The organism is Haloferax sp. DFSO60 (assembly GCF_046557615.1).
Lineage (GTDB): Archaea > Halobacteriota > Halobacteria > Halobacteriales > Haloferacaceae > Haloferax.
Genome location: NZ_JBKIII010000002.1, coordinates 728,399 through 751,334, shown reverse-complemented (window position 1 = coordinate 751,334; position 22,936 = coordinate 728,399). Strand labels below are relative to the sequence as shown.

Annotated in this window: 24 protein-coding genes; 8 read left to right on the top strand and 16 right to left on the bottom strand. The window is 60.6% G+C overall.

Annotated elements, in window-relative coordinates:
- Positions 1-143: 143 nt before the first annotated feature.
- The 7 genes from ACK509_RS13370 (at position 144) to ACK509_RS13340 (ending at position 7,308) form a co-directional block, all read left to right on the top strand.
- Complete coding sequence (locus tag ACK509_RS13370; protein ID WP_410767035.1) at positions 144-1,688, top strand: substrate-binding domain-containing protein; 1,545 nt, start codon at positions 144-146, stop codon at positions 1,686-1,688.
- 127 nt (positions 1,689-1,815) lie between these two features.
- Positions 1,816-2,763 carry a carbohydrate ABC transporter permease gene (locus tag ACK509_RS13365; protein ID WP_410767266.1) on the top strand — a complete coding sequence of 316 codons (948 nt, stop codon included), beginning with the start codon at positions 1,816-1,818 and terminating at the stop codon, positions 2,761-2,763.
- Between the two features lies 1 nt (position 2,764).
- Complete coding sequence (locus tag ACK509_RS13360) at positions 2,765-3,724, top strand: carbohydrate ABC transporter permease (protein ID WP_410767034.1); 960 nt, start codon at positions 2,765-2,767, stop codon at positions 3,722-3,724.
- A 2-nt stretch (positions 3,725-3,726) separates the two neighbouring features.
- On the top strand, positions 3,727-4,917 hold the full coding sequence (locus tag ACK509_RS13355) for an ABC transporter ATP-binding protein (RefSeq protein WP_410767033.1): 1,191 nt from the start codon (positions 3,727-3,729) through the stop codon (positions 4,915-4,917).
- Positions 4,918-4,986: 69 nt separating this feature from the next.
- Entirely contained in the window at positions 4,987-5,190 is a 204-nt protein-coding gene (locus ACK509_RS13350; protein WP_410767032.1) for a hypothetical protein, read from the top strand.
- Positions 5,191-5,370: 180 nt separating this feature from the next.
- Positions 5,371-6,459, top strand: coding sequence for a Gfo/Idh/MocA family protein (locus ACK509_RS13345; RefSeq protein WP_410767031.1), 1,089 nt, complete (start codon positions 5,371-5,373; stop codon positions 6,457-6,459).
- Positions 6,460-6,516: 57 nt separating this feature from the next.
- Entirely contained in the window at positions 6,517-7,308 is a 792-nt protein-coding gene (locus ACK509_RS13340; RefSeq protein ID WP_410767030.1) for a hypothetical protein, read from the top strand.
- Positions 7,309-7,326: 18 nt separating this feature from the next.
- On the opposite strand, the gene trmB is transcribed toward ACK509_RS13340, so the two are convergent.
- On the bottom strand, positions 7,327-8,388 hold the full coding sequence (gene trmB, locus ACK509_RS13335; RefSeq protein ID WP_410767029.1) for an HTH-type sugar sensing transcriptional regulator TrmB: 1,062 nt from the start codon (positions 8,386-8,388) through the stop codon (positions 7,327-7,329).
- 186 nt (positions 8,389-8,574) lie between these two features.
- Between trmB and ACK509_RS13330 the strand changes: the two genes are divergently transcribed.
- On the top strand, positions 8,575-9,654 hold the full coding sequence (locus ACK509_RS13330) for a mechanosensitive ion channel family protein (protein WP_410767028.1): 1,080 nt from the start codon (positions 8,575-8,577) through the stop codon (positions 9,652-9,654).
- On the opposite strand, the gene ACK509_RS13325 is transcribed toward ACK509_RS13330, so the two are convergent.
- The 15 genes from ACK509_RS13325 to ACK509_RS13255 all read right to left on the bottom strand — a co-directional run bounded on the left by ACK509_RS13325 (position 9,651) and on the right by ACK509_RS13255 (position 22,792).
- Complete coding sequence (locus ACK509_RS13325; RefSeq protein ID WP_410767027.1) at positions 9,651-10,058, bottom strand: universal stress protein; 408 nt, start codon at positions 10,056-10,058, stop codon at positions 9,651-9,653. The two genes, ACK509_RS13330 and ACK509_RS13325, sit on opposite strands and share 4 nt — an antisense overlap.
- 66 nt (positions 10,059-10,124) lie before the next feature.
- Positions 10,125-11,519, bottom strand: coding sequence for a bifunctional metallophosphatase/5'-nucleotidase (locus ACK509_RS13320; RefSeq protein WP_410767026.1), 1,395 nt, complete (start codon positions 11,517-11,519; stop codon positions 10,125-10,127).
- Between the two features lie 84 nt (positions 11,520-11,603).
- Entirely contained in the window at positions 11,604-11,810 is a 207-nt protein-coding gene (locus ACK509_RS13315; protein WP_410767025.1) for a dodecin, read from the bottom strand.
- 87 nt (positions 11,811-11,897) lie between these two features.
- A complete protein-coding gene (locus ACK509_RS13310; RefSeq protein WP_410767024.1) occupies positions 11,898-12,566 on the bottom strand; it encodes a hypothetical protein in 669 nt (222 codons plus the stop codon).
- Positions 12,563-13,225 carry a hypothetical protein gene (locus ACK509_RS13305; RefSeq protein ID WP_410767023.1) on the bottom strand — a complete coding sequence of 221 codons (663 nt, stop codon included), beginning with the start codon at positions 13,223-13,225 and terminating at the stop codon, positions 12,563-12,565. Before ACK509_RS13305 ends, ACK509_RS13310 begins: the two co-directional genes overlap by 4 nt.
- Before the next feature lie 50 nt (positions 13,226-13,275).
- The gene (locus tag ACK509_RS13300) at positions 13,276-13,617 is read right to left on the bottom strand and encodes a hypothetical protein (RefSeq protein ID WP_410767022.1); all 342 of its coding nucleotides are present in this window, start codon (positions 13,615-13,617) and stop codon (positions 13,276-13,278) included.
- Between the two features lie 83 nt (positions 13,618-13,700).
- A complete protein-coding gene (locus ACK509_RS13295) occupies positions 13,701-13,949 on the bottom strand; it encodes a DUF5816 domain-containing protein (protein ID WP_410767021.1) in 249 nt (82 codons plus the stop codon).
- Positions 13,950-13,989: 40 nt separating this feature from the next.
- Positions 13,990-14,349, bottom strand: a complete 360-nt coding sequence (locus ACK509_RS13290) for a HesB/IscA family protein (protein ID WP_410767020.1) — start codon at positions 14,347-14,349, stop codon at positions 13,990-13,992.
- An 82-nt stretch (positions 14,350-14,431) separates the two neighbouring features.
- Complete coding sequence (gene hisD / locus ACK509_RS13285) at positions 14,432-15,703, bottom strand: histidinol dehydrogenase (protein ID WP_410767265.1); 1,272 nt, start codon at positions 15,701-15,703, stop codon at positions 14,432-14,434.
- Positions 15,704-15,830: 127 nt separating this feature from the next.
- Entirely contained in the window at positions 15,831-16,412 is a 582-nt protein-coding gene (locus ACK509_RS13280; RefSeq protein WP_410767019.1) for a hypothetical protein, read from the bottom strand.
- A 48-nt stretch (positions 16,413-16,460) separates the two neighbouring features.
- A complete protein-coding gene (locus ACK509_RS13275; protein WP_410767018.1) occupies positions 16,461-16,742 on the bottom strand; it encodes a hypothetical protein in 282 nt (93 codons plus the stop codon).
- Between the two features lie 180 nt (positions 16,743-16,922).
- Positions 16,923-18,059 (bottom strand): pyridoxal-phosphate-dependent aminotransferase family protein, encoded by a 1,137-nt coding sequence (locus ACK509_RS13270; RefSeq protein ID WP_410767264.1) that lies wholly within the window; start codon positions 18,057-18,059, stop codon positions 16,923-16,925.
- Positions 18,060-18,183: 124 nt separating this feature from the next.
- Entirely contained in the window at positions 18,184-19,038 is an 855-nt protein-coding gene (locus ACK509_RS13265) for a hypothetical protein (RefSeq protein ID WP_410767017.1), read from the bottom strand.
- Positions 19,039-19,073: 35 nt separating this feature from the next.
- On the bottom strand, positions 19,074-22,121 hold the full coding sequence (locus ACK509_RS13260; protein ID WP_410767016.1) for an FAD-binding and (Fe-S)-binding domain-containing protein: 3,048 nt from the start codon (positions 22,119-22,121) through the stop codon (positions 19,074-19,076).
- An 86-nt stretch (positions 22,122-22,207) separates the two neighbouring features.
- Positions 22,208-22,792, bottom strand: a complete 585-nt coding sequence (locus ACK509_RS13255) for a flavodoxin domain-containing protein (RefSeq protein WP_410767015.1) — start codon at positions 22,790-22,792, stop codon at positions 22,208-22,210.
- Positions 22,793-22,936: the final 144 nt, after the last annotated feature.

The window sequence follows — 22,936 nt, the reverse complement described above, 5'->3', positions numbered from 1 at the left end:
GTGCTATTTTCACCCTCAAAAGTGGAGGTAGTGGCGTTGTTTTGGCTTTTGGTCAGAAAATCTTGACAAGCAGTTTACTACCACAGCGGTAGTAGCCGTCACCAAAAGTATAAATAATCATTAAATGTAGATTACAAACTGTAATGGTTGATGCTGATTCAAGCAAGGGCAAGCGCACTGGCGTCTCTCGACGCAACTTCGTGAAGGCCGCTGGCGCATCGGGCGTCGCAGTCGGTCTCGCTGGATGTATTAGTACCGGCGGCGGTGACGGCGACGGTGGCAACGGTGGCGGCGACGGCGACACCGACACGCCGATTAACACCGAAGCACCCACCGAGGATATCACTATCCAGTGGGCCGCTGACACGCGTATCGCGGACGCAGAGGAGGAGGTCCTCCAAGCACTCAGCGATGCCGGTCTTCCGGACAACATCACGGTCGACATTATCGCTGGTTCGCAGGTGACCGACAACCGTCAGGCACAGTACCAGCAGTGGCTTTCCGGTGGTCGGGAAGAACCGACGCTCCTGATGATGGACAGCGGATGGACGATTCCGTTCATCGCACGGAACCAACTGCAGAACCTCTCGCAGTCGCTTCCGTCAGAGATGACCGACGCCATCAACAACGAATACTTCGAGGCATCTGTCGCAACCGCGACAGGCTCGGATGGCGACCTCTACGGTCAGCCGCTTTTCCCCGACTTCCCGACGATGCAGTACCGCAAGGACCTGCTCCGGAACGCGGGTTACACGGACGACGACTTCGAGACGTGGGCAACCGAGTCCATGTCGTGGGAAGAGTTCTCGGCAATCACGAAAGAAGCACTCGACGCGAACGACGTCCAGTACGGTTACACCTTCCAGGCAAACGTCTACGAAGGTCTCTCGTGCTGTGACTTCAACGAGTTCATGACGTCGTACGGTGGCGCCTACTTCGGTGGCCGCGAGAACCTCTTCGGTCCCGTCGGCGACCGCCCGATTACGGTCGAAGAAGAACCCGTCATCAACTCCATCCGGATGGTCCGCACGCTCATCCACGGTGAGGACGACGAGTACGCACTCGACGGCATCACGGGTAACATCGCACCCGAGGCCGTCCTCCAGTGGACCGAAGAGCCGTCCCGTCAGCCGTTCACGACGGGCAACGCAGTCATGCACCGCAACTGGCCGTACTCCATCGTCATCAACGGTGCAGAGCCGTCGGCAGAGAACGACCAGACCGGCTTCGGCGAAGACCTCGGTGTCATGCCGATTCCGTACGGTGTCACGCCTGACGAGGCAGAGTACGAGGGCACCGGTGGCCCCGTCGCCGCACTCGGTGGCTGGCACCTGACGATGAACCCGAACTCGTCGGACGAACAGAAGCAGGCCGGTGTGCAGGTCATGAAGGCGATGCAGGACGAGCAGTTCCAGCTCGACATGTTCCGCATCATCGGTTGGATTCCACCACGTCCGACGCTGCTCGACTCCGACGAAGCAGCAGAAGTCGACATCATCGGTCGCTACCTCCCTGCACTGAAGGTGGCTGGCGAGAACGCAATCCCGCGTCCCGTCACCGTCGTCTGGCCGCAGGAGTCCGGTCGCGTCTCGCAGGAAGTCAACGCCGCGTACGCACAAGAGAAGTCGCCTGAACAGGCGATGGCAGACCTCGCGTCGCAACTCGAACAGATCGAGCAGAACGCGTAAAACAACGTCTTGAGTAAGACGTAACCCTACTCACACGTTATCATTTGACATGGCTACAGAACAACAATCAGGGGAGGGACTTTCTGATACCCAGCGAAGCGGCCCGTATACGTCCGCTGTGAACTGGATGGAAAACCTGTCCGAGACGCAGTTCGCGTACCTGCTTCTCACACCCGCACTCATCCTTTTGGGGGTAATCGCGGTCTACCCATTGGTCTCGACGTTCAGCATGTCGCTGTTCGCCGACCGACTGACGGGGACTGCACGACTGGGTGAGTTCGTCGGGTTACAGAACTACATCGACCTGTTCACCGGCGCGCGCAACTACGCGCTTCCATCGAGGTTCCTTCCGACATTCACGTCTGAGTTCCCGTTCGTCACGAACGTGTACTCAAGCGCACTCATGGTGACGCTCATCTTCACCGTGTTCAGTGTGCTCTTCGAAACGCTCATCGGCTTCGGTCAAGCACTCATCTTGGACCAGGATTTCCGTGGTCGCAGATGGGTCCGTGTCGCCATCATCATCCCGTGGGCCGTGCCCATCGTCATCCAGGGGATGATTTTCTTCCTGATGTTCCAGCCGAACATCGGGTTCCTGGTCGGCAACGCACAAGACCCGGCGCTGTTGAACCAACTCGGCCTCATCGGAACGACGCCGCTGCGTGACACCGCAGATTCGTTGTTCCTCATCATCGTCGCCGACGTCTGGAAGACGAGCGCGTTCATGGCACTGCTCATCCTCGCTGGGATGCAGAGCATCGACCGCTCGCTCTACGACGTCGCGAAAGTTGCTGGTGCCTCGCGCTGGCAGCAGTTCAAACTCATCACGTTCCCGCTCATCCTGCCAACGGTGCTGGTTGCGATGCTCTTCCGCACCATCGACGCGATGCGCGTGTACGGCATCATCGAGACGATGGCTGGCTGTCAGACGGTTCCGTCGCTGTCGTGTCTCGTCGTGACGACGTTCAACACGCCACTGTACGGGACGTCTGCGACGGTCGCATTCGTCACCGCCGCCATCATCGGCGTCGTGGTGTCCATCTACATCGTGAACTTCGCAAGTGAGGGTGTCTAAGATGTCAAGCGAAAATCCAACAACCGGAATGGGTCGCGACGACGCAGAACTAAAGCGTGGACCACTCGGACGCTGGGTTACCTCGGCAATCGGCAATCCAGACAAGGTCTACAGCGCGATGTTCTACGTCGCGACTGTGTTCTTCCTCGTCACGACGCTGTTCCCGTTCTACTGGTTGCTCGTCTTGGCGCTCACACCGAACAACCTCATCGCGAACATGGGGCTGGTTCCGAAAGGATTCAACCCAATCGTGTTCGTCGAGATGTTCCAGCGGGTGCCGTTCCACTGGTACATGTTCAATAGCTTCGTGCTGGGGATTACGACGACGATTATCGTCTTGCTCCTCGCGAGCCTCGCGGGATACGTCTTCGGACGTCTCCGCTTCCCCGGGAAGGGCCTGCTGATGCTCGGCATCCTGGCTATCTCGTACTTCCCGCCAGCGGCGTTCCTCATCCCGCTCTTCGAGCTGTTCACGGGGAACACGGCAATCGGGTTGGGACCGGTGACAATCTCGTCACCGGACCTGTTCAACACACCAGCACCGATGGTGTTCCCGTTTAGCGCGCTGTTCTTGCCCCTGTCGGTCTTCATCCTGACGACCTTCTACGGGCAGATTCCGGACGGGCTGGAAGACGCAGCGCGTGTCGAGGGGACGACACGACTCGGCGCACTGTTCCGCGTCATCGTGCCGCTGTCGGCCCCTGGTGTGGCGACTGCGGGTGTGCTGACGTTCATCGCGGTGTACAACGAGTTCTTCTTCTCGTTCCTGATGAACAACGGTGAAGCCGCTTCGTGGGCACCAATCGTCGCTGGTATCCTGAAATATCAGGGCCAGTTCGACACACCGTACAACCTGATGGCCGCCGCTTCCATCGTGGGAGTCTTACCCGTGGCCATCCTTGTCATTATCGCGCAGGAACGCATCGTCAGTGGACTGACTGCAGGAGCACTGAAGGAGTAACCATGGGAGACGTTAAACTCGAACACGTAAGCAAGCACTACGACGAAGTAACGGCAGTCGACGACATGAACCTCGACATCAAGGACGGCGAATTCATCTGTCTCGTCGGTCCATCGGGGTGTGGAAAATCGACGACTATGGAGATGATTGCCGGGCTGACCATCCCCTCCGAGGGGCAGGTCTTCATCGGCGACCGAGAGGTTACGAACCTCCCACCGAAGGACCGCGGAGTCGCGATGGTCTTCCAGAACATCGCACTGTTCCCGCACATGGACGTGTACGACAACATCTCGTTCGGCCTTCGACTCCGTAACTACGAGAAGGAAGAAATCGACCGGCGCGTCAACCGCGCCGCAGACGTCGTTCAACTCGAAGGCATGCTCGAACGCATGCCCGACGAGATGTCCGGTGGGCAGCGCCAGCGCGTCGCAATCGCACGCGCAATCGTCCGCAACCCCGGCGTCTTCCTGATGGACGAGCCGCTCGCCAACCTCGACGCGAAGCTTCGCGTCCACATGCGAACGGAACTCCAGCGCCTCCACAAGGAACTGGACACGACCATCATCTACGTGACTCACGACCAGGCAGAGGCGATGACGATGTCCGACCGCATCGCAGTCATCGACTCCGGTCAACTCCAACAGATTGCGCCGCCACTGACGTGTTACAACGAACCGGCGAACCTGTTCGTCGCAGGCTTCATCGGGTCGCCCTCGATGAACTTCCTCGATGGCGAAATCACCGAGACTGGCTTCGAATCGACGAACATCAGTGTCGAGTTCGACCCAACAGACCTCGGCGTCGAAGTCGGGGCGCAGGTCACAATGGGTGTCCGTCCTGAGGACGTTTACCTCTCCCAGGAGAAGCACCTTGTGACCAGCCCTGGTGAAGAAATCGACGCCATGACCGACGTTCTCGAGCCGATGGGTGACGAAATCTTCGTCTACCTCAAACTCAGCGAAGAAGTCGAAACGAGCCTCGACGACGACACGTCGGGCGCGACGAACGACCAACTGCTGATGAGTGTCGCACCCGACACGGAAATCGAAGAAGACCAAGACGTCTCGGTCGTCCTCGACCGGTCGAAACTGCACTTCTTCGACAGCGAAAGTGGACAGGCACTCAGCCACGGTATCGAAAACGCCGTGCAAGCGAGCGGCGCGGCCGGAACCGAAGCAGAGAGCGACGACTAATCCAACCGCGCGCCGACTCGCTGTCGGCCTCGCACAACGTTTATCCGCGATACACCGCATCCTCTAGCTATGGTTAACGAACTCGGCTGGCTCTATCTCGGTATGGGGACGGTGCTTTTCTTCTTCTGGGCCTACGGATTCGTCTCGTTCTTCCTCGACGTGAAAAACAAGTTCATACCAAAAGGCCAACAGTACCTCCGTGGACGCAAAAAGCTCAAAGAAGAAGAGCGCCGCGAAGAAGAACGCAAAGAGCGCGAAGAACAACTCTACTGACCGACCGACTGCACACGCCGTCGAACATCTTTAGTCGATGAAATATCCACCCTTCGAGATGGTTCGGTCATCGAACTGAATCTCACCTTTCGCCGCGCGCGCTGTCGATTCTATCTTGTTCTTGGCAAATCAGCCACGATAACGAGAAACTTAACACATGTTGTAGTTAATCATTGATTCATGAGTACCGCGTCATCTGTCCGTGTTGGTATCATCGGACTCGGAAACATCGGCCACCACCACGCCGACCGCCTCGTCGACCTCGGTGCAGAACTCGTCGGCGGCCTCGACATTCAAGCAGAGGCACGCCACCGCTTTACCGAGAAGTACGACGTGAACACCTACGAAGACAAGAACGAACTCTTCGATGAGGTTGACGCCGTTATCATCACGACGCCAAACCGCTTCCACGAAGAGTACGCCGTCGATGCGCTCGAAGCAGGGCTCGACGTACTGCTCGAAAAACCGCTCGCGCACTCGCTCGAATCCGCACAGAACATCGCCACGGTCGCAGAGAAGGCCGATGGATTCTGTATGGTCGGGTTCAACAACCGCTTTGCCAACCCCGTCGAAGTGTTCAAACACCACTACGAGGCAGGTCGCTTCGGTGACATCAAGCACATCGAAGCCAACTACGTCCGTCGCCGTGGCATCCCCGGCCGCGGGTCGTGGTTCACCTCGAAAGAAATCGCAGGCGGCGGGTCGCTCATCGACATCGGCGTCCACGCAATCGACCTCGCACTCTACTTCCTCGATTTCCCCGAAGTCGTCGAAGTCTCGGGCGTCACGCGCTCGCAGTTCGGTGACAAAGAGGACTACACCTTCGTCGAGATGTGGGGCGACGACATCGGGCCGGAAGGCTTCAACGTCGATGACTCCGCCAGCGCCTTCATCCGCTGTGCCAACGGCACGACTATCTCGCTCGAAGTCGCGTGGGCGACGAACCGCCCGACCAACGACGAGTTCTTCCTCCGTGGCACGAAAGGCGGTGCCCGATTCGACCGCGCCAGCCACGAACTCAACTTCTACGAGGGCGACGTCGGTGGCAGCAACCACCTCACGACTGCCGACATCGACACGCAGGTCAACGACACGCACAAGTCTGAACAGAAACTCTTCGTCGAGGCCGTCGCAGCGGGCGAGGCCCCCGGACGCAATACGGTCGCAGAGGCTATCTCCGTCCAACAGGTTATCGACGCGATCTACCGCTCGTCCGAAGAAGGCCGTGCGGTGAAAGTCAACTCCGTCGAAACGCCGCCAGCAAAGTAACTCGAATACTGGGTCAACCCCAACAGCGAAAGGTTCCCACACCTATTGTCCCGTAACATGTCCATCGTCGATTCTCTCAAACGACCTGAGTACACCGGCCAAAATCGGTGTCTCCCGTGTACCGTCGTCAACAGTGCCATCATCGCCGTCGTCGCGTTCGCGCTCGGAATTCTCTGGATTCCGGTCGGCCTCGTAGTCCTCGTCGTGGGCGCGGTTGCCGTGTATCTCCGTGGCTACGTCGTCCCCGGAACCCCCGAGTTCGCGCCGCGACTCGTCGAGGCCGCGGGTCTCGCCGATGTCTTCGGCTACGACGACGAAGACGAACTGCGCGAATCTGAGTCGCTCACCGCCGACATCAACCCCGAAGTGATGCTCTCGACGCTCCTCGATTCGGGCGTCCTCATCGAGAAAGAAGACGGCCTGTACGTGGCAGACGACTTCCGAGACGGCTGGGAAGAGACGATGGCCACGCTCCGCAAAGGGAGCGACGACGAACTCGCAAATACCGTCTCGACGGCGGTTCCATTCGAAGCAGACGTCTCACCCCAGTTCGACGGCATCGGTATCGACGGTCCTGACATGTCGGTGTGGATGTCGCGCGCACAGGCAATCGCCGACGTTGCGACCATCTTCGCGCTCTCCGAGGAAGGAATCCCTGCGAGCGTTCGACTCGCCGCGACCGAACCGATGCGGATGTTCATCGAAATCTGCCCAGAGTGCGGCGGCGCAGTCGAAGAGACGACGGTTCGAAACTGCTGTGGTGGCACCGCAGGCCTCTACGACAATCCAGAACATCCAGTGCTGGCGTGCGCTGAGTGCGATGCCGTCGTCTACGAACTGGACGAATAGAAAGAGACGAATCGCCGGTTAGGCGAACTGGTCGCGGTCCGGCACTTCGTCGCGGCCGAGCAAGATTTCTTGGCCTTCGATGTCTTCGAGCGCAGCCACGAGACCACCGACTTCGACGACGCCTTCGTCGGTCTCGATGTGGAGCGATGCGACCTCTTCGGTGTCTTCGAACGCCGTCTCGATGACCCGGCCTTCGACGATGATTGGGTCGCCGGTTTCGACGTCGCGCCCGGAGACAGAAGCGTAGAAGTCGCCCTCAATCTCACGGATGTCCTTTACGGCGCGACGGATAGAGGCGTAGCGACGCGGGAACGGGCGGCGCTTGCCGTCTGCGACGATGGTCTCGGCGGTGGACCACAGAACGGTCCCGAAGAAACCACTGACGAGGAAGCCGAGCGCGGAGCGGTTGAAGATGACGCCGTAGCGGTCGCGGTCGTCGCGGAGGGCGTCCTGCGTGGCGTACATCGAGTACTCACCGTCTGCGACGGCCAGAACGGGCGAGGTGATACCACGGCGGGCGCGGGCGATAGTCGCCACGTCGAGGTAGTTGAACTCCGACGGGTCAGGCGCGCGGGAGGCGGGCGTGATGAGTAGGTCGATACTTACGCCGTCGTCGATTTGGGCCGCGAGGTCGTCGCGGAAGCGGCGAAGCAGGTCGGGCGTCAGCGAGAGGACGAGTTCGTACTCCGCGGACTCGATAATCTCCTCGATGTACCGAAGGATAGTCGAACGCGACTTGACGAGCGAGACTGCCTCGGTGTCGCGTGCGGGTGCCGTATAGCGCGCTTCGAGTTCGGAGATGAGTTCGTCGAGCGACGTTTTGACGTTCGAGAAGGCGTCGTCGGGGTCGATAGCGACGATTTTCATCGGACGCGATTCGCGGAGTTCAACCAGACCGCGGTCCGACAGACTTCGAACCGTGTCGTAGACACGGGGTTGTGGAATGCTCGTTCGGTCGGCGATTTCGCTCGCCGTCAACTGTCCGTGTTCGAGTACAGCCAGGTACGCATCGATTTCGTACTCTCCGAGGTTAAAGCGCTCACCGACACGCTCCATCGTTAGCCGGAGTTCGTCAGCCATGTTCGTGAGGAATACGGCCTCCCCTAAGTCATTTACTGAAAACCGAGTAGCACACCATTCCGTAATGTCGTGGTATTGTATCGTTGAGTGTCACCACGGCTGGAGTTGCGACACTTTCGTACAGTGCAACTTTCGTGGACTTTCACAGTGGCAACCCTTTTTTAAACGCTCTCCGTTGCGAGTGGTATGCGTCGAGTCGATGATGTGGTCCGCTCGCTCGCCCACACGGAGTTTTCCGTGAGCGAGGCGGCCAGTTCGTTCTTCCTCCAACCTGAGACGCCGCAACTTTCGCTCCCCGAGTGGACTTCCAGTCCGGGCGTCGAGCTCCTTCTGGCGCTGTTCGTCCTTCTCGCCAGCGTCGTCGTCTCGAAGTACGCCGTTCGGTTGCTCGGGCGACCTGTCGCTCGTCGCTTCCGGCGCCAGAGCGTCGCCCAGACCGTTCTCCGATTCGTCAGACTCACTGTCGTGATGGGAGGGGCCGCAGTCGCAGCCAATATTCTCGACCTCCAAGTGGGCCAAATCGTCCTCTCGGTGACGGTGTTCTCTGCCGTCCTCGGTATCATCCTCGCACCCATCGTCGGGAGCATCATCAACGGTGTGTTCGTCCTCGCCGACCAGCCCTACGAAATCGGCGACATGATAGAACTCGACAACGGTCGGAAAGGGTTCGTCGAGGAGATTACGCTCCGCTATACGAAGATGTTCACCCTCGATAACACCTTCTTGGTCATGCCGAACGCGAGCATCCGCGAGCGCGACGTTATCAACTACTCCGCCGAAGACGAGCGCACTCGCCTGACGTTGGACGTACTCGTCACCTACGAGTCCGACGTTCCGGCCGCACGCGACCTCATCGAGCGGGCGGCCCGCGACAGCGACCAAGTCATCGAAGGCGGCCCGGACATCCGCATCGGGAGCGCGCGCTACCCGGCCAAACCGACCGCGTACATTGATTCGTTCGCCGACAACGGGGTTCTCATTCGGCTTCGGTTCTGGGGCGAAAAGCCCTACAAAATCGGCACCCTCAAATCGAACGTCCAGACCCGACTGTTGGAACTGCTCGAAACGACCGACTCGGATGTGGAATTTGCCTACCCGCACACCCACGTCATGTTCGACGAGACGAGCGGGGAACTCCACGTTGGGGGGACCAACGGCGAGACTTCGTCGAAGATGGTGCCACCGCCGGGGCTCACGAACACCGTCGATTCGAGTCACGAGAAGGCTCCAGAAGACGGGGAGAGTTCGAACGAACAGTCGAATTAACTGTCCGGTCGGACCGTAATCACAGTACAGTCGAGTTTTTCGCGGAGATACGAGTCGATATCTGGGTCGTCGAGGAATCGGCGGAGCATCCGTCGCCAACTACTCGCCTGTTTAGAGCCGATGACGACGATATCGGCGCTCTCTGCGGCGACTTCTTCGAGAATAGTCTCTTCGACGAGGAACCCTCGGTGAACGACGTAGCGTGCCCTGAACAGCGGACCGAACTCGCGTTCGACCGCCCGCTTGAGTTCCGTCCGGGTCACACTGTGGTTCGACTGATAGAGGTCAACGTGGAGGATTGTCAACTCCGCATCGCGTTCCCTCGCGATGCGAACCGCCTCTTCCAGTGTCGCCCGCGAGTGCTTCGTCAGCGGGTATCGAACTGGAACCACGATACGTGTCATAGTTGATGCTGACTCGTTGGGTGTCCCTGTACTTTTCCCTCTCGGACGGCTTCGCCGCGGGGTCGGTTAATCGTCCGCCCGCGCCGCCGGGCGTCGGACGATTCGCCCCTCTATCTCGGCGTCGAAGCCGACCTCGCGGGCGTAGCGCGCCAACGCCTCGTGCTGGATTTCGAACTCACCCGCACGGTGCTGTTGGGTGAGCGCCGGGAACTCCTGTGTGCTGTGCAGGAGATAGTCGCTCGTCGCAATCGTGTAGAGTCGCTCCGGGTCGATTGCTTTTCCGCCGACAGTCGCCTCGATGACTTCGTTCGTCTCGTCGTCCCAGACGACGCGCGCGCCGCTGAGGTGGGCGTGCCACCAGTCCGGTTCCCCGAATCCCATCTGCTCGCCCCGTGCGGTTCCGAAGATTGTCAACAACTCTTCGCCCGTCACTTCGGCGAGAACGAGGTGTTCTTCGAAGGGGACGAGACTCACGAGGTCGGCGTGAGTGATGTCGGGTCCAACCGGCGGTCCCGACCGAATCCCACCGCTGTTCTGTAAGCCGATATCGGCCCCAGTTGCCCACCGATAGGCGTCGGCGATGGCGTTGCCAACGCGGCACTCGCCAGCGGCGACCGTCTCTTCTGCGCGGTCCATTGGCTCGTCGATACGACAGAGTACGTCGTCCAGTCCGGCGCTATCGACGCGCCCCAAGAGCGATTGGACCAGTTCCTCGTCGGGGTCGTAGTCGGCGGTCTCGTGGCGAGTTGGGGTGATACGGTACCCACTCTCGCCATCGGCGTCGATGCTGACTTCCCATACCACGTGGCCGTTCGCACCGGGTCGAAGGATGGTGACGCCATCGACGCGTTCGTTTCGCTCGGCGTGGACGTGGCCACCCACGATGAGGTCTACGTCGCATCGGCGGGCGAGTTCGTCGTCGCCGCTCCCGAGGTGCGAGATGGCGACGACGAACTCCGCGCCCGCGTCGCGGACCTCCAAAATCGCCTCCCTCGCGGCCTCGTACGGGTCGTGAAAGTCCAACTCGACCGCTTCGGGGTTTATCGAACCGGTCGCTGGGTCGGTGATGCCGACGAATCCGAGAGTGAGTCCGTCGAGTTCTTCGAGTGCCCACGGAATCGAACCCTCTTCTGCGGCGAATCGTGTTCCGCGTTCGTCGTAGATATTCGCCGAGACCCACGTCGGGCGACTCTTGGCGACGAGTTCGCGGGCTCGAACCGGCCCGTAGTCGAACTCGTGGTTACCGAAGGTGTCGTAGTCTGCATCGACGGCCTCGTAGAAGTCGAGGACTTGCCCGCCGCGTTCGACCAGTGAGAGAACGCCGGGGGCGCTGTTGTCGCCCGCACCGACGACGAGTGCGTCGCTGTCGTCCAGTGCGGTGACGCATCCGGCGAGGCGACCTGCACGCTCCGGGTCGTCGAAGACGTTCTCGATGTCTGCGTAGTGGAGGAGACGGGGCATTCGCTTCTCGAAACTGGCGAGGGCTGTGAGTAAGAAAGCGTCGGGATGCCGCCACCGTAGCGACATCGAGCGCGACACAGACGGTTATGCTTCTGCTTCGAGTTCGAACGCGACTTCGACTTCTGCTTGATACTCGCGCGTTTCGACCGAGGCGAGTTCGACACCGAGTTCTTTTACTTCGACCCAGTGGACGCCCGCCAACGTCTCTTGTGCGCGGTTAATCGCGTTGTCTACCGCGGCGTCGAAACTCTCGCTACTCCGACCGATGAGCGTGATTTTTTTGTACACCATCTCGACACACCATTCGTCGTACTATCACAAATAATAGTCCCTGAGTTGAGAGGTGTGGCAGGTATGCGGTGTGGAAGAATCTCCCGGTCAGCGTGAATTTCGAACGCGCCCGTCGAACCGAGTTCTGAGCGCCCCAACAACGTCGGAGAGGTGGGCGGTCCCCCACACTGCGACGAGAACTCCACCGATGGCGTCGAAGACGAGGTCCAAGAGCGTGTCGTCGAGTCCGTACTGCGTCAGCACCGACCCAGTTCCGGTGAGCGCGGCGATGCCGCTGATGGCGAACTCGATGACCTCCCAGAAGACGCCGAACGCGAGGACGAACAGGAGGATGAAGACGAACATGAACCGCCGCGGAAAGTAGACGGCATCGGTGTGTTCGTCGAAGGCGCGAACCGTCGCGTAGCCAGCGGCGGCGACGACTGACGACGAGAGTGCGTGGGTGAGGTGGTCCCACCACCAGACGCTCGCGTAGAAACTCGTTTCAGACCCCGGCAAGCCGACGGTTCCGACCGCGTGAAGGAACGCAGCAGTCGAAATCCAGAGCGTCAACCCCGCGTCCATCGGAATCCGGTAGTCGCGCTCGAGGAACGCGGGCAGGTAGGTCACGCCGAGTCCGACCGAGGCGTTGATGACGATACCGAGGTTTCGGCGGTCGAGTCCGATGAAGATGAGTCCCAAGAGAATCACCTGCATCGCCCGCGAGAGTTGTTGCTGGCGGTGTTGGTCGATGTGGAGTTCGTCACGAAGCCTCACTGTGTCTCACCCGTCTCGACAATCTCGTCGGGGAGGCGGACCTGTGAATCCGCATACCGGCGGAAGTAGTACTCGAAGAGGAGTCCAGCGATCAACCCGGAGACCGTTGCAGCAACGAAGTCCCACATGAGCGCCGTCTCGACGACTTCCTCGGGACGACCATTGAGCAGGAGACTCGTCCCGAGATAGATGTCCGAAAACCATTGGACGACGGCCCAGACGCCCGCGGCGGCCATCGTCGCAATCACGACGAAGAAGACGGCGAACGACTCGTTCATCCGAACCGGAGTGAACACGTCGAGCTCGACTGCCACGATGAGTGCGACGGCGGCCACGGCGAGATACGTCGAGAGTCGGCCAGTGAACGTAATTCCACCAATCGTCTGTCCACTCACGAGGACGCGAGTAACGAGTGGGAACGACGCCAGCGCGATGACTTCCCACGGAAGCATCGCCTGTGGTTCGCGGAACGAAACGGCGGGAACGAGTGCGAGGGCTGCGACGACGGCGGCGAAGCCACCCCACACGAGGTCACCGCCGGTCACGATGGTCCAGACGGCGACCCCTCCGAGAAAGAGGATAAACAGCCAGGAAAGTACCGCATTGAGTCTACGGCTTCTTACGAGACGGCGGAGGCCCGCCTGAACGTCGCCAGACATGCCTCTCCGTATGTAAGCAACTGGGAAAACGTTTCGGCGTTGCCGCCGACTTACGCGCGCGCTTGGTGGACGACGTGATAGTCAGATCCGTCGTCCGACACCCCGATAATGGCCCACTCATACGGGAGGTCAATCCCGGAGAGTCGATCGCGAAGTGCCTGCATTTGGTCGTCCCACGTGACGAAGCACCGTAGCCGGTGACCTGCGTTGTTTCCCCCATCCGCAAGTACCGGTCGGCACTCTGTTGCGTCACTGGACCGAAGTGCAGTTACCTGGACGGTCCGCCATTTACGCTCGGCCAACATCTCAGAGCCGTTTCCCGAAACGGCGTATCCGAGTTGGCCGAATATCGACCGAGCCTCCTGAACTGGAGGCATCGAAGCCTGGGCCATGCAAATCGATGTAACACGGCTGTCAGCATAAAGATTGTCACGCTATACCATACCAGTCAATTATTGTTGTCAAATGGCCTAATTTATTCGTGTGCGGCGTCCCACTCCTCGGGCTTACGGACGTTGCCACACCCGTTGCACTCGATGCGGCCCATGGTGTCCATCGCCGTGTCGAACGACCCGCAGTTGCTGCACTTGTAGCCCCAGCGGTTCTCGGCGTCTTCGCTCGCGTAGACGACGTAGAACGGCCCTTTGGACCCAATGCGGGGTTCGTCGGTCGCGACGAAGACAGTTTTTCCACTTGAGACAGTCGCAGTCGTCAGTTCTGACATGCCCCTTGATTCGACAGCAGGGGGCTTAAGAAATCTGTCCCTACGTGCGGAAGGACTCACCGCATCCGCATTGGCTCGTCGCCTTCGGGTTTTCGACGTGGAAGCCTGCGCCTTGCAGGCCGCCTTCGAAGTCGAGTGTCGAACCACCGATGTAGTTCATACTCGCGGGGTCAACGAAGACGCGCAGGCCGTGCATCTCCACGACGGAGTCGTCGTCTTCCGGTTCGTTGTCGAAGCGCATTCCGTAGGATAACCCTGCACAGCCGCCTTGCTGGACGAACAATCGAAGCCCAGCGATGTCGGTGTCCATCGACTCGCTCTCCAAGAGAGAGACCGCTTGCTCGGCAGCCTCGGGCGTGACCGTGACCGGCGACGCGCCAGTCGCGGGCTCAGTACTCATGTCCCATCCTAAACTGTGCGGAGGGTTAACTGTGGCGCTGGTTGGAGGAAAATGACGCTAAAATACCGCTATTTCGTGTCGCCTACTCGTCGAATCGCTCGCGGACGCTCTGGGCGTGCGCGTCGAGTCCTTCGGCTTCGGCGAGCGTCGTAATCGTCGGTTCGAGGTCTGTCAGTGCGTCTTCGTCCAGTCGTTGAACCGTCGTGGAGCGGACGAAGTGGTCAACGGAGAGGCCACCGTGTCGCTTCGCACCGCCATCGGTCGGCAGGATGTGGTTCGTCCCGGACGCGTAGTCGCCCGCCGCGACGGGCGTGTATGGACCGAGGAAGACGCTGCCTGCGGAGTCGATTCGGTCGAGCAGTGCTTCGTCGTCGCTCGCCTGAATCGACAGGTGTTCTGCGGCGTACTCTTCGGCGAAGAGGACGGCCTCGGACATCGAGCGCGCGAGCAGGACGCCCGACGCGTCGTTTTCCAGTGCGGCTTCGATGGTCTCGGTTCGCTCGCGCTCGCCCGCCTGTCGTTCGACTTCTTCGACGATGGAATGTGCGAGGTCGGCGTCGTCCGTGATGGCGACGACAGAGCCGTTCGGGTCGTGTTCGGCCTGTGCCACGAGGTCGGCGGCGACGAATCGCGGTTCGGCGGTGTCGTCGGCGACGACGAGAACCTCGGAGGGACCGGCGAGGAAGTCGATATCCACGTCGCCGCGGACTTCGGCCTTCGCGGCGGTGACCCACTTGTTGCCCGGCCCGACGACTTTCTGGACGGCGTTGACCGTCTCCGTCCCGTAGGCGAGCGCAGAGATAGCCTGCGCTCCGCCGACCGAATACACTGCGTCAGCGCCTGCGACGTGGAGTGCGGCGAGCGTGACGGGATTCATCGGGTCCGCAGGGGGCGTGGCGACGGCGACGTGTTCGACACCAGCGACCTTCGCTGGAATGACTGCCATCAGGACGCTCGACGGGTAGGCGGCCGTGCCACCGGGTGCGTAGACGCCGACGCGGTCGAGTGGGCGGTATCGTCGTCCTAACTCACGCCCCGAAAAGTCGTCGCGCCAGTCTTCGGGTACTTGTCGTTCGTGGAACTCACGGATGTTCGCGGCGGCCGTCTCGATGGCCGCTCGAATGTCGTCGTCGATTTCGTCGTAGGCACGCTCTGTGGCATCAGACACGTCGATGTTGCCGACTTCGACGCCGTCGAAATCGCGGGAGTACTCCCGAATCGCCACGTCGCCTTCGCGTCGAACGCGTTCGACGATATCTCGCACGTCGGACCGTACCTCGCCGATACCGGCGTCGCGCTCGAAGAAGGCGCGGCGAGCGTCGGGGCCGAGGTCCGCCAATTCACGGACTTCCATGTTCATATCCGGTCTTTGGAGTCGGTGCGAAAAGTCGTTGCGGATGCGTCTCTTCCGGTCGAAGGCGGACAGAGAATCTGTCGAAGGGAGGTCTACCTGGGACTCCGGTTTCCCGATTCCTTCGTTGTTAGGTGACGTCTCGACGCTCCTTGTACGTGAGCGTCTGGTTATCCGTCTCGATGGTCGTCTGGACCGTAATCCAGCCATCGGCTTGCTGGACGGCAAAGGCTTCTGAGTAGCTGAGTTCGACCCGTTTCGTCGTCGTGTAGGCTTCACCGGCCGACAGCGAACCAACGTCTTCGCTGCCTCTCCAGACGACATCGTCCGAATCGGTGCTGTTGCCGACGAAGATGCGACTGTAAACGGTGACACCGGTCGCCTTGCTCTCTTTCCGGTTCGTTATCGTACTCGTCACGTCGCGGCAGGTCTGCCCGCACTCTTCGATTTGCTTGATGGTGAAGCGATAGGGCTCACCGGAGTCGGTGTTCGACCCACCGCTCGTACTTCCATCGCCACTACTGCTGTCTGAACCACTACTGCTTCCGCCGGAGTCTCCGCTCGTTGCCGTCTGGGTCGGGAAGTCTCCGGACGACTGGCTGCCAGCGTCGGCACCATCGGCGAACGGACCGACACCAGCGACGAACCCCAGGCAGACACCGGCGACGACGAGGACGAATACTGCGGCTGAAACGAGGAATAGGCGTCTCATTGTTCGAAATATGTGTGATTGGCTACGGTGTGTTCGTGTCCAGATGGCTTAGTTGTCCGCCGACGTGGAAGATGAGTGAGACGACTCGGCCACGTCACTCACGGCCTCGCCAAGCGAGCCTTCGAGTGCGCCGTCGAGGAAGTCACTCACCGTGTCGTGAATCGACGACACGAAGTCGGGTACCGGGTCGGGCAACTCGCTCGGTGGCCCCCGTTGGGTCGCAGCGTCGCTGTTCGTTTCACTGGCGGTCGCTCCGGGCGCGGCGGCGGCGACACCCGCAGTCGTCAGGAGGACGGCGAGGACGACGCCGACGATTGTGTGTAGCTTCATCGTGATTCAGTCAGCCCTCACAGTGCCACCACCTTGAATGGGGAAAATCGTTCGGCCGAGTTGCACCGGATTTCTCTACCGTTCAGCCGAATTAACGCGAATTAACGGCGGTCAACCGTTGATATCACGTCGAACTGGCCGCTCTCGACAGAAGTGAAAAAGAATGGTCGCAGACGCGACTTACTCCGCGAACTGTTCGCGCATCGCTTCGAACCCAGCTTCCACGTCCACGTCGGCACCCTGTGCTTCGAGTGCTTCGCCGAGCGCACTCATGAGGAACGCGACGTTCTTCTCCTGAGCCGAGTGGCCCATACAGCCGATACGGAAGATGTCGCCCGAGAGCGCGCCGAGGCCGCCCGCGATTTCGAGGTCGTAGTGGTCGAGGACGTAGCTGATTGCGTCGCCCGCATCGACGCCGTCGGGGACGAGTACGGCGTTGAGGCTCGGCAACCAGTAGTCGTCTTCGGGGTTCAAGCCGAGACCCATCGCTTCGACACCGGATTTGAGGCCGCTGGCGACGTGCAGGTGGCGGTCCCAGCGATTTTCGATGCCTTCCTCGGCGACGAGACGAAGCGCCTCTCGAATCGAATAGACGTTCGTAATCGGCGCGGTGTGGTGGTAGGCGCGCTCTTCGCCCCAGTAGCCTTCGAGCAACGAGAGGTCGAGATACCACGAGCGCGGGTCTTCCTCGCGGGAGAGTACCTTGTCCATCGCGCGGTCGTTGAGGGTGAGCGGGCTCGCACCCGGCGGGCAGGAGAGACACTTCTGCGGGCCGGAGTAGGCCACGTCGATGCCCCACTCGTCAACCTTCAGTTCGACTCCCCCGAGCGAGGTCACACAGTCGGCGACGACGTAGGCGTCGTGACTGTGGGCGATTTCGGTCAGGTCGGGGACGTTCGGTTGTTTGACGCCAGTCGAGGTTTCGGCGTGGACAAAGCCGAACACGTCGGGTTGGTGTTCGTCAAAGGCATCCTGTACGTCTACGGGGTCGAGCGGTTCGCCCCACGGCGCATCGACGTACACGACCTCTCCGCCAGCGCGTTCTGCCATCGACGCCATGCGCCCGCCGAAGTAGCCGTTCGTCGGAACGAGCATCGTGTCGCCGGGTTCGACGAGGTTGGCAATCGCAGCCTCCATCGACGCCGACCCGGTTCCAGAGACGGGAATCGTCCACTGATTGTCCGTCCGGAACGTGTAGCGAAGTAACTCCTGGACATCGTTCATGATGTCGATAAAGGAGGGGTCGAGGTGGCCGACAAGCGGCGTGGACATCGCCCGCAACACGCGCGGGTGAACGTCGCTCGGGCCGGGACCCATCAGCGTTCGGGTCGGTGGTACGAGTTCGCCGACTGATGGAGCATCTACCATGGTTGGTGATGACGTGCCGCGCCATGAGCTAAAAACATAGGGAAAGCGAACAGTGTGCCGCAACCCCTATCTGTCAGTACCAAACGAAATCTCTGACGAGTTCGTCGAGCGTCGGGAAACCGATGGCCGGTGGACGAGTGACCTCCGTCGTCCCGTAGTCGTGGATACGCGTCTCAGTGGCCGTCGGTTTCGTCCGGTAGCAACTTTGCTCGCTGATGTGGGTGATGTGGCCTGTTTTGACGGAGACAAACACGCGAAGGGAACATGGGCCGGTCGCCTCGAATTCGGCAGGGTCTACGCCGACGATACCTGCATAGCCGGTCTCGTTTTCTGCGCCAACCACGACTGTCGAGTCGTTTCGAGAGAGAACGCGCCACCCGTCTCGGCTCTCGTAGTCCTCGAACACGTTCTGGACTGCAATATTGAACGCCGGTTCGGGCCGGTACGATGGTCGCATCTCGGCCCATTCCGGGTCGGACAGTGCGGCCTTTTGGTCCGGGCGGGCACTTGCCGAAACCGTCGTCTCCGTCGAGCGAGCGAGGGCGTCGTGAACGTAGAACGCCCCGATGAGCCACTCACGAACACCATCTTCAGGTTCGGAGTTGGGTGTGACCAGCGTCACCAAAACCGTTCGACTCTGCGGGTCGTGGTGGGAGACGAGCGTCGCGGGTGGAACCTCCCTTTCAGGTTCGACAGCGGTGGTTCGAATCGTCGCCGTGTGACTCTGTCGTCTGAGATTCGTCGTGCCACGGTCGAGTATCTCGGTCGGTGTCGCGTTCGCCGGAATCGGTGTTTCAGCGGTCTCGGGGGTCGAGAAATCGATATCGCTCGCGTGAACATCGAGCATTCGGACGGCCGTCACACCGCCAACAACGACCGATACGACGACGAGCGAGAGCAAAAATAATCGGCCAACCGACACGTCCATACGCGGAGACGCGCAGGCCGTCGGATAAATGTTTGCTATCCGACGAGTGCTTCGGCGACTTTCTCGATTGGGTGCGGTGGTCGCTGACCACTGTGGTCGCCGAGTTGCGTCCGACACGACGCGCCGGGTGCAACGACGGTGTCGCCGGGACTCGCATCCACCTGGTCGAAGAGGATTCGCCCGATTGCTTTCGAGAGGTCGTAGTGTTCTTCTTCGTAACCGAAACTCCCGGCCATGCCGCAGCACCCTGAGTCCAGTGGGTCCACGTCGTAGCCGACGCGCCGGAGGACGCCCACTGCGTGGTGGTCTCTGTTCAGCGCCTTCTGGTTACAGTGACCGTGATACGTGAGCGACCCGAGCGTGCCGCCATCGACCATCGCCGGTTGGGCTCCCGTTTCGCCTTCCGCTCGTTCGCCGACTCGAAGCGGGAGCAACTCGTCGATTCGATGCACGTCGAGGAACTCCATCACCTCGTAGACCGAGGCACCGACTGTGGCAACGTCGGGTCCACTGAGGAGGTCGCCGTACTCGTCTTGGAACATCACCGCGTCGGCGGGTTCGAGACAGACGACAGACCAGCCATCACCGACCCGCGGGGCGAGCGCCGAAACGTTGTGTTCGGCACGTTCGCGTGCCACGTCGAGCATCCCCATCGAGTAGGCCGCTCGTCCGCTCGGTTTCACGTCGGTTGCGAGTCTGACGTGGACGCCCGCGGCTTCGAGGACTCGGACTGCGGCTTTTCCAATCTCCGGTGTGACGTAGTTCGTGTAGGTGTCGGGGAACAACAGGACGCGGTGTGTGGCCTCGTGTTCCGACACCAGTGCCGTTCGGTCGTTCATCCAGCGCGTGAGCGTGTGGCGAGTGAATCGCGGCAGTTCACGCTCGGGAGCGAGTCCAGCGACTCGTTCCATCACGTTCCGCGCACCGGGGACTTCAGAAGCCCAATTCGAGATGGGTGCGAGCGCACTCCCCAGTCGGGCCGCCGTGTCGATGTTGGCGAAGAGCCGGTCACGAACAGTGAGCCCCTCGCGCTCGTGGTACTGGTGTTTGACTTCGGCTTTGAGTTTGGCGAGGTCAACCCCAGTGGGGCAGTCGTTCTTACACCCTTTACAGCCGACACAGAGGTCCAGAATTTCGGTCTGGAATCGCTCGGAGTAGAGCTCGTCTTCCGGCAGGTCGCCGCTGATTGCTGCCCGGAGCATGTTCGCCCGTCCGCGGGTCGTCTCCGCCTCGTCACGGGAGGCCCGGTAGGTCGGACACATCGTCCCGGACCCGATTTGGCGACACGTTCCACAGCCGTTGCACAACTCGACGAGGTGTGCGAATCCGCCATCGTCCTCGAAATCGAGCGTCGTCGTGGGTTCGATAGAGCTGTAGGCTTCCCCGTAGCGGAGGTTCTTGCGCATGTCGGCGGGGTCGTCGTCGCGGAAGACGACCTTCCCCGGATTGAGTCGCCAGTCGGGGTCGAACGCGGATTTGACTTCTTTGAACGCCGCCCAGAGGTCGGGGCCATACATCTTCGGGTTCCACTCGGTTCGGGCGAGGCCGTCGCCGTGTTCGCCCGAGAACGACCCGTGATGTTCCAACACGAGGTCGGTAATCGCGTCCGTAATCGAGCGCATCGTCTCGATGCCCTGACCCTGTTTGAGGTTGAGAATCGGTCGGATGTGGAGGGTTCCGGACCCGGCGTGGGCGAAGTAGGCCGCCGACGTACCGTGGTCTGCGAGTACGTCTTCGAACGCCTGGACGTACGTGGCGAGTTCCTCCGGTGGGACGCTCGCGTCTTCGATGAACGGATACGGTTTGGGGTCGCCTTCGAGCGACATCAACAGCGGAATCGCGGCTTTTCGCAACTTCCAGATGTCGGCTTGGTCGGCGTCTTCGTAGGCTTCGATGGCGGCGAATGCTTTGCCTCGCTCCGACTCGCCGCCGTCCCGAAGGAAATGCTCGGAGGCTGCACTGATTGCCTTCTCGAAGTCGTCGTGGAGTTCCGAGTCGAACTCGAGCATCAACGTCGCCTCGGCCCCGTCGGGGATTTGCTCGACGTACTGGGCGTACTCGCTCGATTCGCGGGCCATTCTGAACACTTCGTCGTCCATGAGTTCGACCGCGCTCGCACCGAAGTCGAGCGCGTCGGGGACCGCGACCATCGCGTCGATGAGGTCATCGAAGGCGAACAGGACGAGCGCCGTCTCTTCGGGGACGGTCACGAGCGACAGTGTGGCTTCGACGACGACGCCTAACGTCCCTTCCGACCCGACGAGTAGTTTGGAGAGGTTGATAACCCGCTCGCCGTCTCGCTCGAAGATGACTTTGTGGAGGTTGTACCCCGACACCGAACGCTTGAGTTTGGGATACCGGCGCTCGATTTCCTCGGCGTTGTCTTCGACGAGTGCCCGGACAGTTTCGTAGAGGTGGGCCTCTCTGTCGTCTTTTTCCACGATTGCGTCCCACTCGTCGCTGTCGAGGACGACGTCGCGGGTGTGAATCACCGACCCGTCGGCGAGGACGACCTGTAACTCCTCGGTGTAGGCGTCGGTGATACCGTATCTGACCGAGTGTGCCCCAGTCGAGTTGTTTCCGATGCCGCCGCCGATAGTCGCCCGGTTTGCCGAGGCCGGGTCGGGAGCGAACTTCAGGCCCTCGGTTGCGAGATACCCATCGAGGTGGTCCTGTACGACACCGGGTTGGACCGTCACGCGACGACCCTCGGTGTCGAACGCGAGGATGTCGTTCATGTACTTCGAGAAGTCGATGACGACACAGCCAGGACCGACGGCCTGTCCCGCGAGCGACGACCCGGCACCTCGTGGAAGCACCGGCACGTCGTGCTTCGCCGCGAGTTTCACCGTCTCCTGTACGTCGGCGATATCTCGCGGAATCACCACACCAGCGGGCCGCGCGCGATAAATCGACCCGTCGGTCGCGTACAACACCTGCGCGTACTCGTCGAACCGTACCTCACCGGTGACCGCCGCGCGCAACTCGCGGGCGAGGTCTGTATACGCCTCAACGTCCGTAACCTCGTAGTCACGGCTCTGTTGAAACGTCTGGAAATCACTCCAGTCACGTTCACCAATCATCATAATTATAAATAGTGTACATCGGGAAAAATGTGCGTGTGAGTCTCCCACCGAGAGAGTCACCGTTCTTGGAGGGACGTTCTCACTCAGGCCGCCGACTCTTCTGTGCCGCCTTCACCCCCGAGTTGGGTTTCGACGAGGACGGCGAAATCGGTGGCAAACGTCTCGACTTCGTCCCAGTCGGTGAACTCGTGGTCTTGGGAAGTATCCGTGATTCCGAGGTTACCGCGGGCGATGCGCTTCATCATGTATCGGGTGATGAATCCGTATTCAGAGTAGCGGAGTGCGCCACCGAAGACACCGATTTGGTCCGGTTCCCACCCAGTTTTCTCGATGAACTCGTGGATGTAGGTCACACTCTCGGTCTTCCCGTCTTCGTCGTCAGGGTCGGCCGCCGAAAGTGAGACCTGGAAGAATCCATTCGGTCGTTCGGCGAGTTCGTCGCGGTGGTCGCGAGCGAATCGAATCATCTTCTTCGCGTGCCGACCCATGTGAATCGAATCCCCGAGGAGAACCGCATCGTAGTCGGCGATGGAGTCCGCGTTCGTCCACTGTGTCACCGACATTGGGTGGGCCTCGTGGCCTCGCTGTTCGAGTGCCGACGCAATCGTTTCGGCGACTTTCGCGGTCTGTCCTTCTTTACTCTTGTATGCGACGAGGAATGACGCCATGTTCTCTCACCAGAATACCACTTCGCGCGCTTGGGGCATAACCACGATAGGAGGCTCTCAGACTCCAAGAACGACTAAATTGCCAACTTGTTCGAGGTGATTGCATGCGGTGGAACTAATGCGCCACCGTGAAAAATCACCACC

Excerpts from the sequence above, each read along its gene's own strand:
- ACK509_RS13370 (WP_410767035.1), top strand. The coding sequence starts at position 144 with ATGGTTGATGCTGATTCAAGCAAGGGCAAGCGCACTGGCGTCTCTCGA.
- ACK509_RS13365 (WP_410767266.1), top strand. The coding sequence starts at position 1,816 with ATGGAAAACCTGTCCGAGACGCAGTTCGCGTACCTGCTTCTCACACCC.
- ACK509_RS13360 (WP_410767034.1), top strand. The coding sequence starts at position 2,765 with ATGTCAAGCGAAAATCCAACAACCGGAATGGGTCGCGACGACGCAGAA.
- ACK509_RS13355 (WP_410767033.1), top strand. The coding sequence starts at position 3,727 with ATGGGAGACGTTAAACTCGAACACGTAAGCAAGCACTACGACGAAGTA.
- ACK509_RS13350 (WP_410767032.1), top strand. The coding sequence starts at position 4,987 with ATGGTTAACGAACTCGGCTGGCTCTATCTCGGTATGGGGACGGTGCTT.
- ACK509_RS13345 (WP_410767031.1), top strand. The coding sequence starts at position 5,371 with ATGAGTACCGCGTCATCTGTCCGTGTTGGTATCATCGGACTCGGAAAC.
- ACK509_RS13340 (WP_410767030.1), top strand. The coding sequence starts at position 6,517 with ATGTCCATCGTCGATTCTCTCAAACGACCTGAGTACACCGGCCAAAAT.
- trmB (WP_410767029.1), bottom strand. The coding sequence starts at position 8,388 with ATGGCTGACGAACTCCGGCTAACGATGGAGCGTGTCGGTGAGCGCTTT.
- ACK509_RS13330 (WP_410767028.1), top strand. The coding sequence starts at position 8,575 with ATGCGTCGAGTCGATGATGTGGTCCGCTCGCTCGCCCACACGGAGTTT.
- ACK509_RS13325 (WP_410767027.1), bottom strand. The coding sequence starts at position 10,058 with ATGACACGTATCGTGGTTCCAGTTCGATACCCGCTGACGAAGCACTCG.
- ACK509_RS13320 (WP_410767026.1), bottom strand. The coding sequence starts at position 11,519 with ATGCCCCGTCTCCTCCACTACGCAGACATCGAGAACGTCTTCGACGAC.
- ACK509_RS13315 (WP_410767025.1), bottom strand. The coding sequence starts at position 11,810 with ATGGTGTACAAAAAAATCACGCTCATCGGTCGGAGTAGCGAGAGTTTC.
- ACK509_RS13305 (WP_410767023.1), bottom strand. The coding sequence starts at position 13,225 with ATGTCTGGCGACGTTCAGGCGGGCCTCCGCCGTCTCGTAAGAAGCCGT.
- ACK509_RS13300 (WP_410767022.1), bottom strand. The coding sequence starts at position 13,617 with ATGGCCCAGGCTTCGATGCCTCCAGTTCAGGAGGCTCGGTCGATATTC.
- ACK509_RS13295 (WP_410767021.1), bottom strand. The coding sequence starts at position 13,949 with ATGTCAGAACTGACGACTGCGACTGTCTCAAGTGGAAAAACTGTCTTC.
- ACK509_RS13290 (WP_410767020.1), bottom strand. The coding sequence starts at position 14,349 with ATGAGTACTGAGCCCGCGACTGGCGCGTCGCCGGTCACGGTCACGCCC.
- hisD (WP_410767265.1), bottom strand. The coding sequence starts at position 15,703 with ATGGAAGTCCGTGAATTGGCGGACCTCGGCCCCGACGCTCGCCGCGCC.
- ACK509_RS13280 (WP_410767019.1), bottom strand. The coding sequence starts at position 16,412 with ATGAGACGCCTATTCCTCGTTTCAGCCGCAGTATTCGTCCTCGTCGTC.
- ACK509_RS13275 (WP_410767018.1), bottom strand. The coding sequence starts at position 16,742 with ATGAAGCTACACACAATCGTCGGCGTCGTCCTCGCCGTCCTCCTGACG.
- ACK509_RS13270 (WP_410767264.1), bottom strand. The coding sequence starts at position 18,059 with ATGGGTCCCGGCCCGAGCGACGTTCACCCGCGCGTGTTGCGGGCGATG.
- ACK509_RS13265 (WP_410767017.1), bottom strand. The coding sequence starts at position 19,038 with ATGGACGTGTCGGTTGGCCGATTATTTTTGCTCTCGCTCGTCGTCGTA.
- ACK509_RS13260 (WP_410767016.1), bottom strand. The coding sequence starts at position 22,121 with ATGATTGGTGAACGTGACTGGAGTGATTTCCAGACGTTTCAACAGAGC.
- ACK509_RS13255 (WP_410767015.1), bottom strand. The coding sequence starts at position 22,792 with ATGGCGTCATTCCTCGTCGCATACAAGAGTAAAGAAGGACAGACCGCG.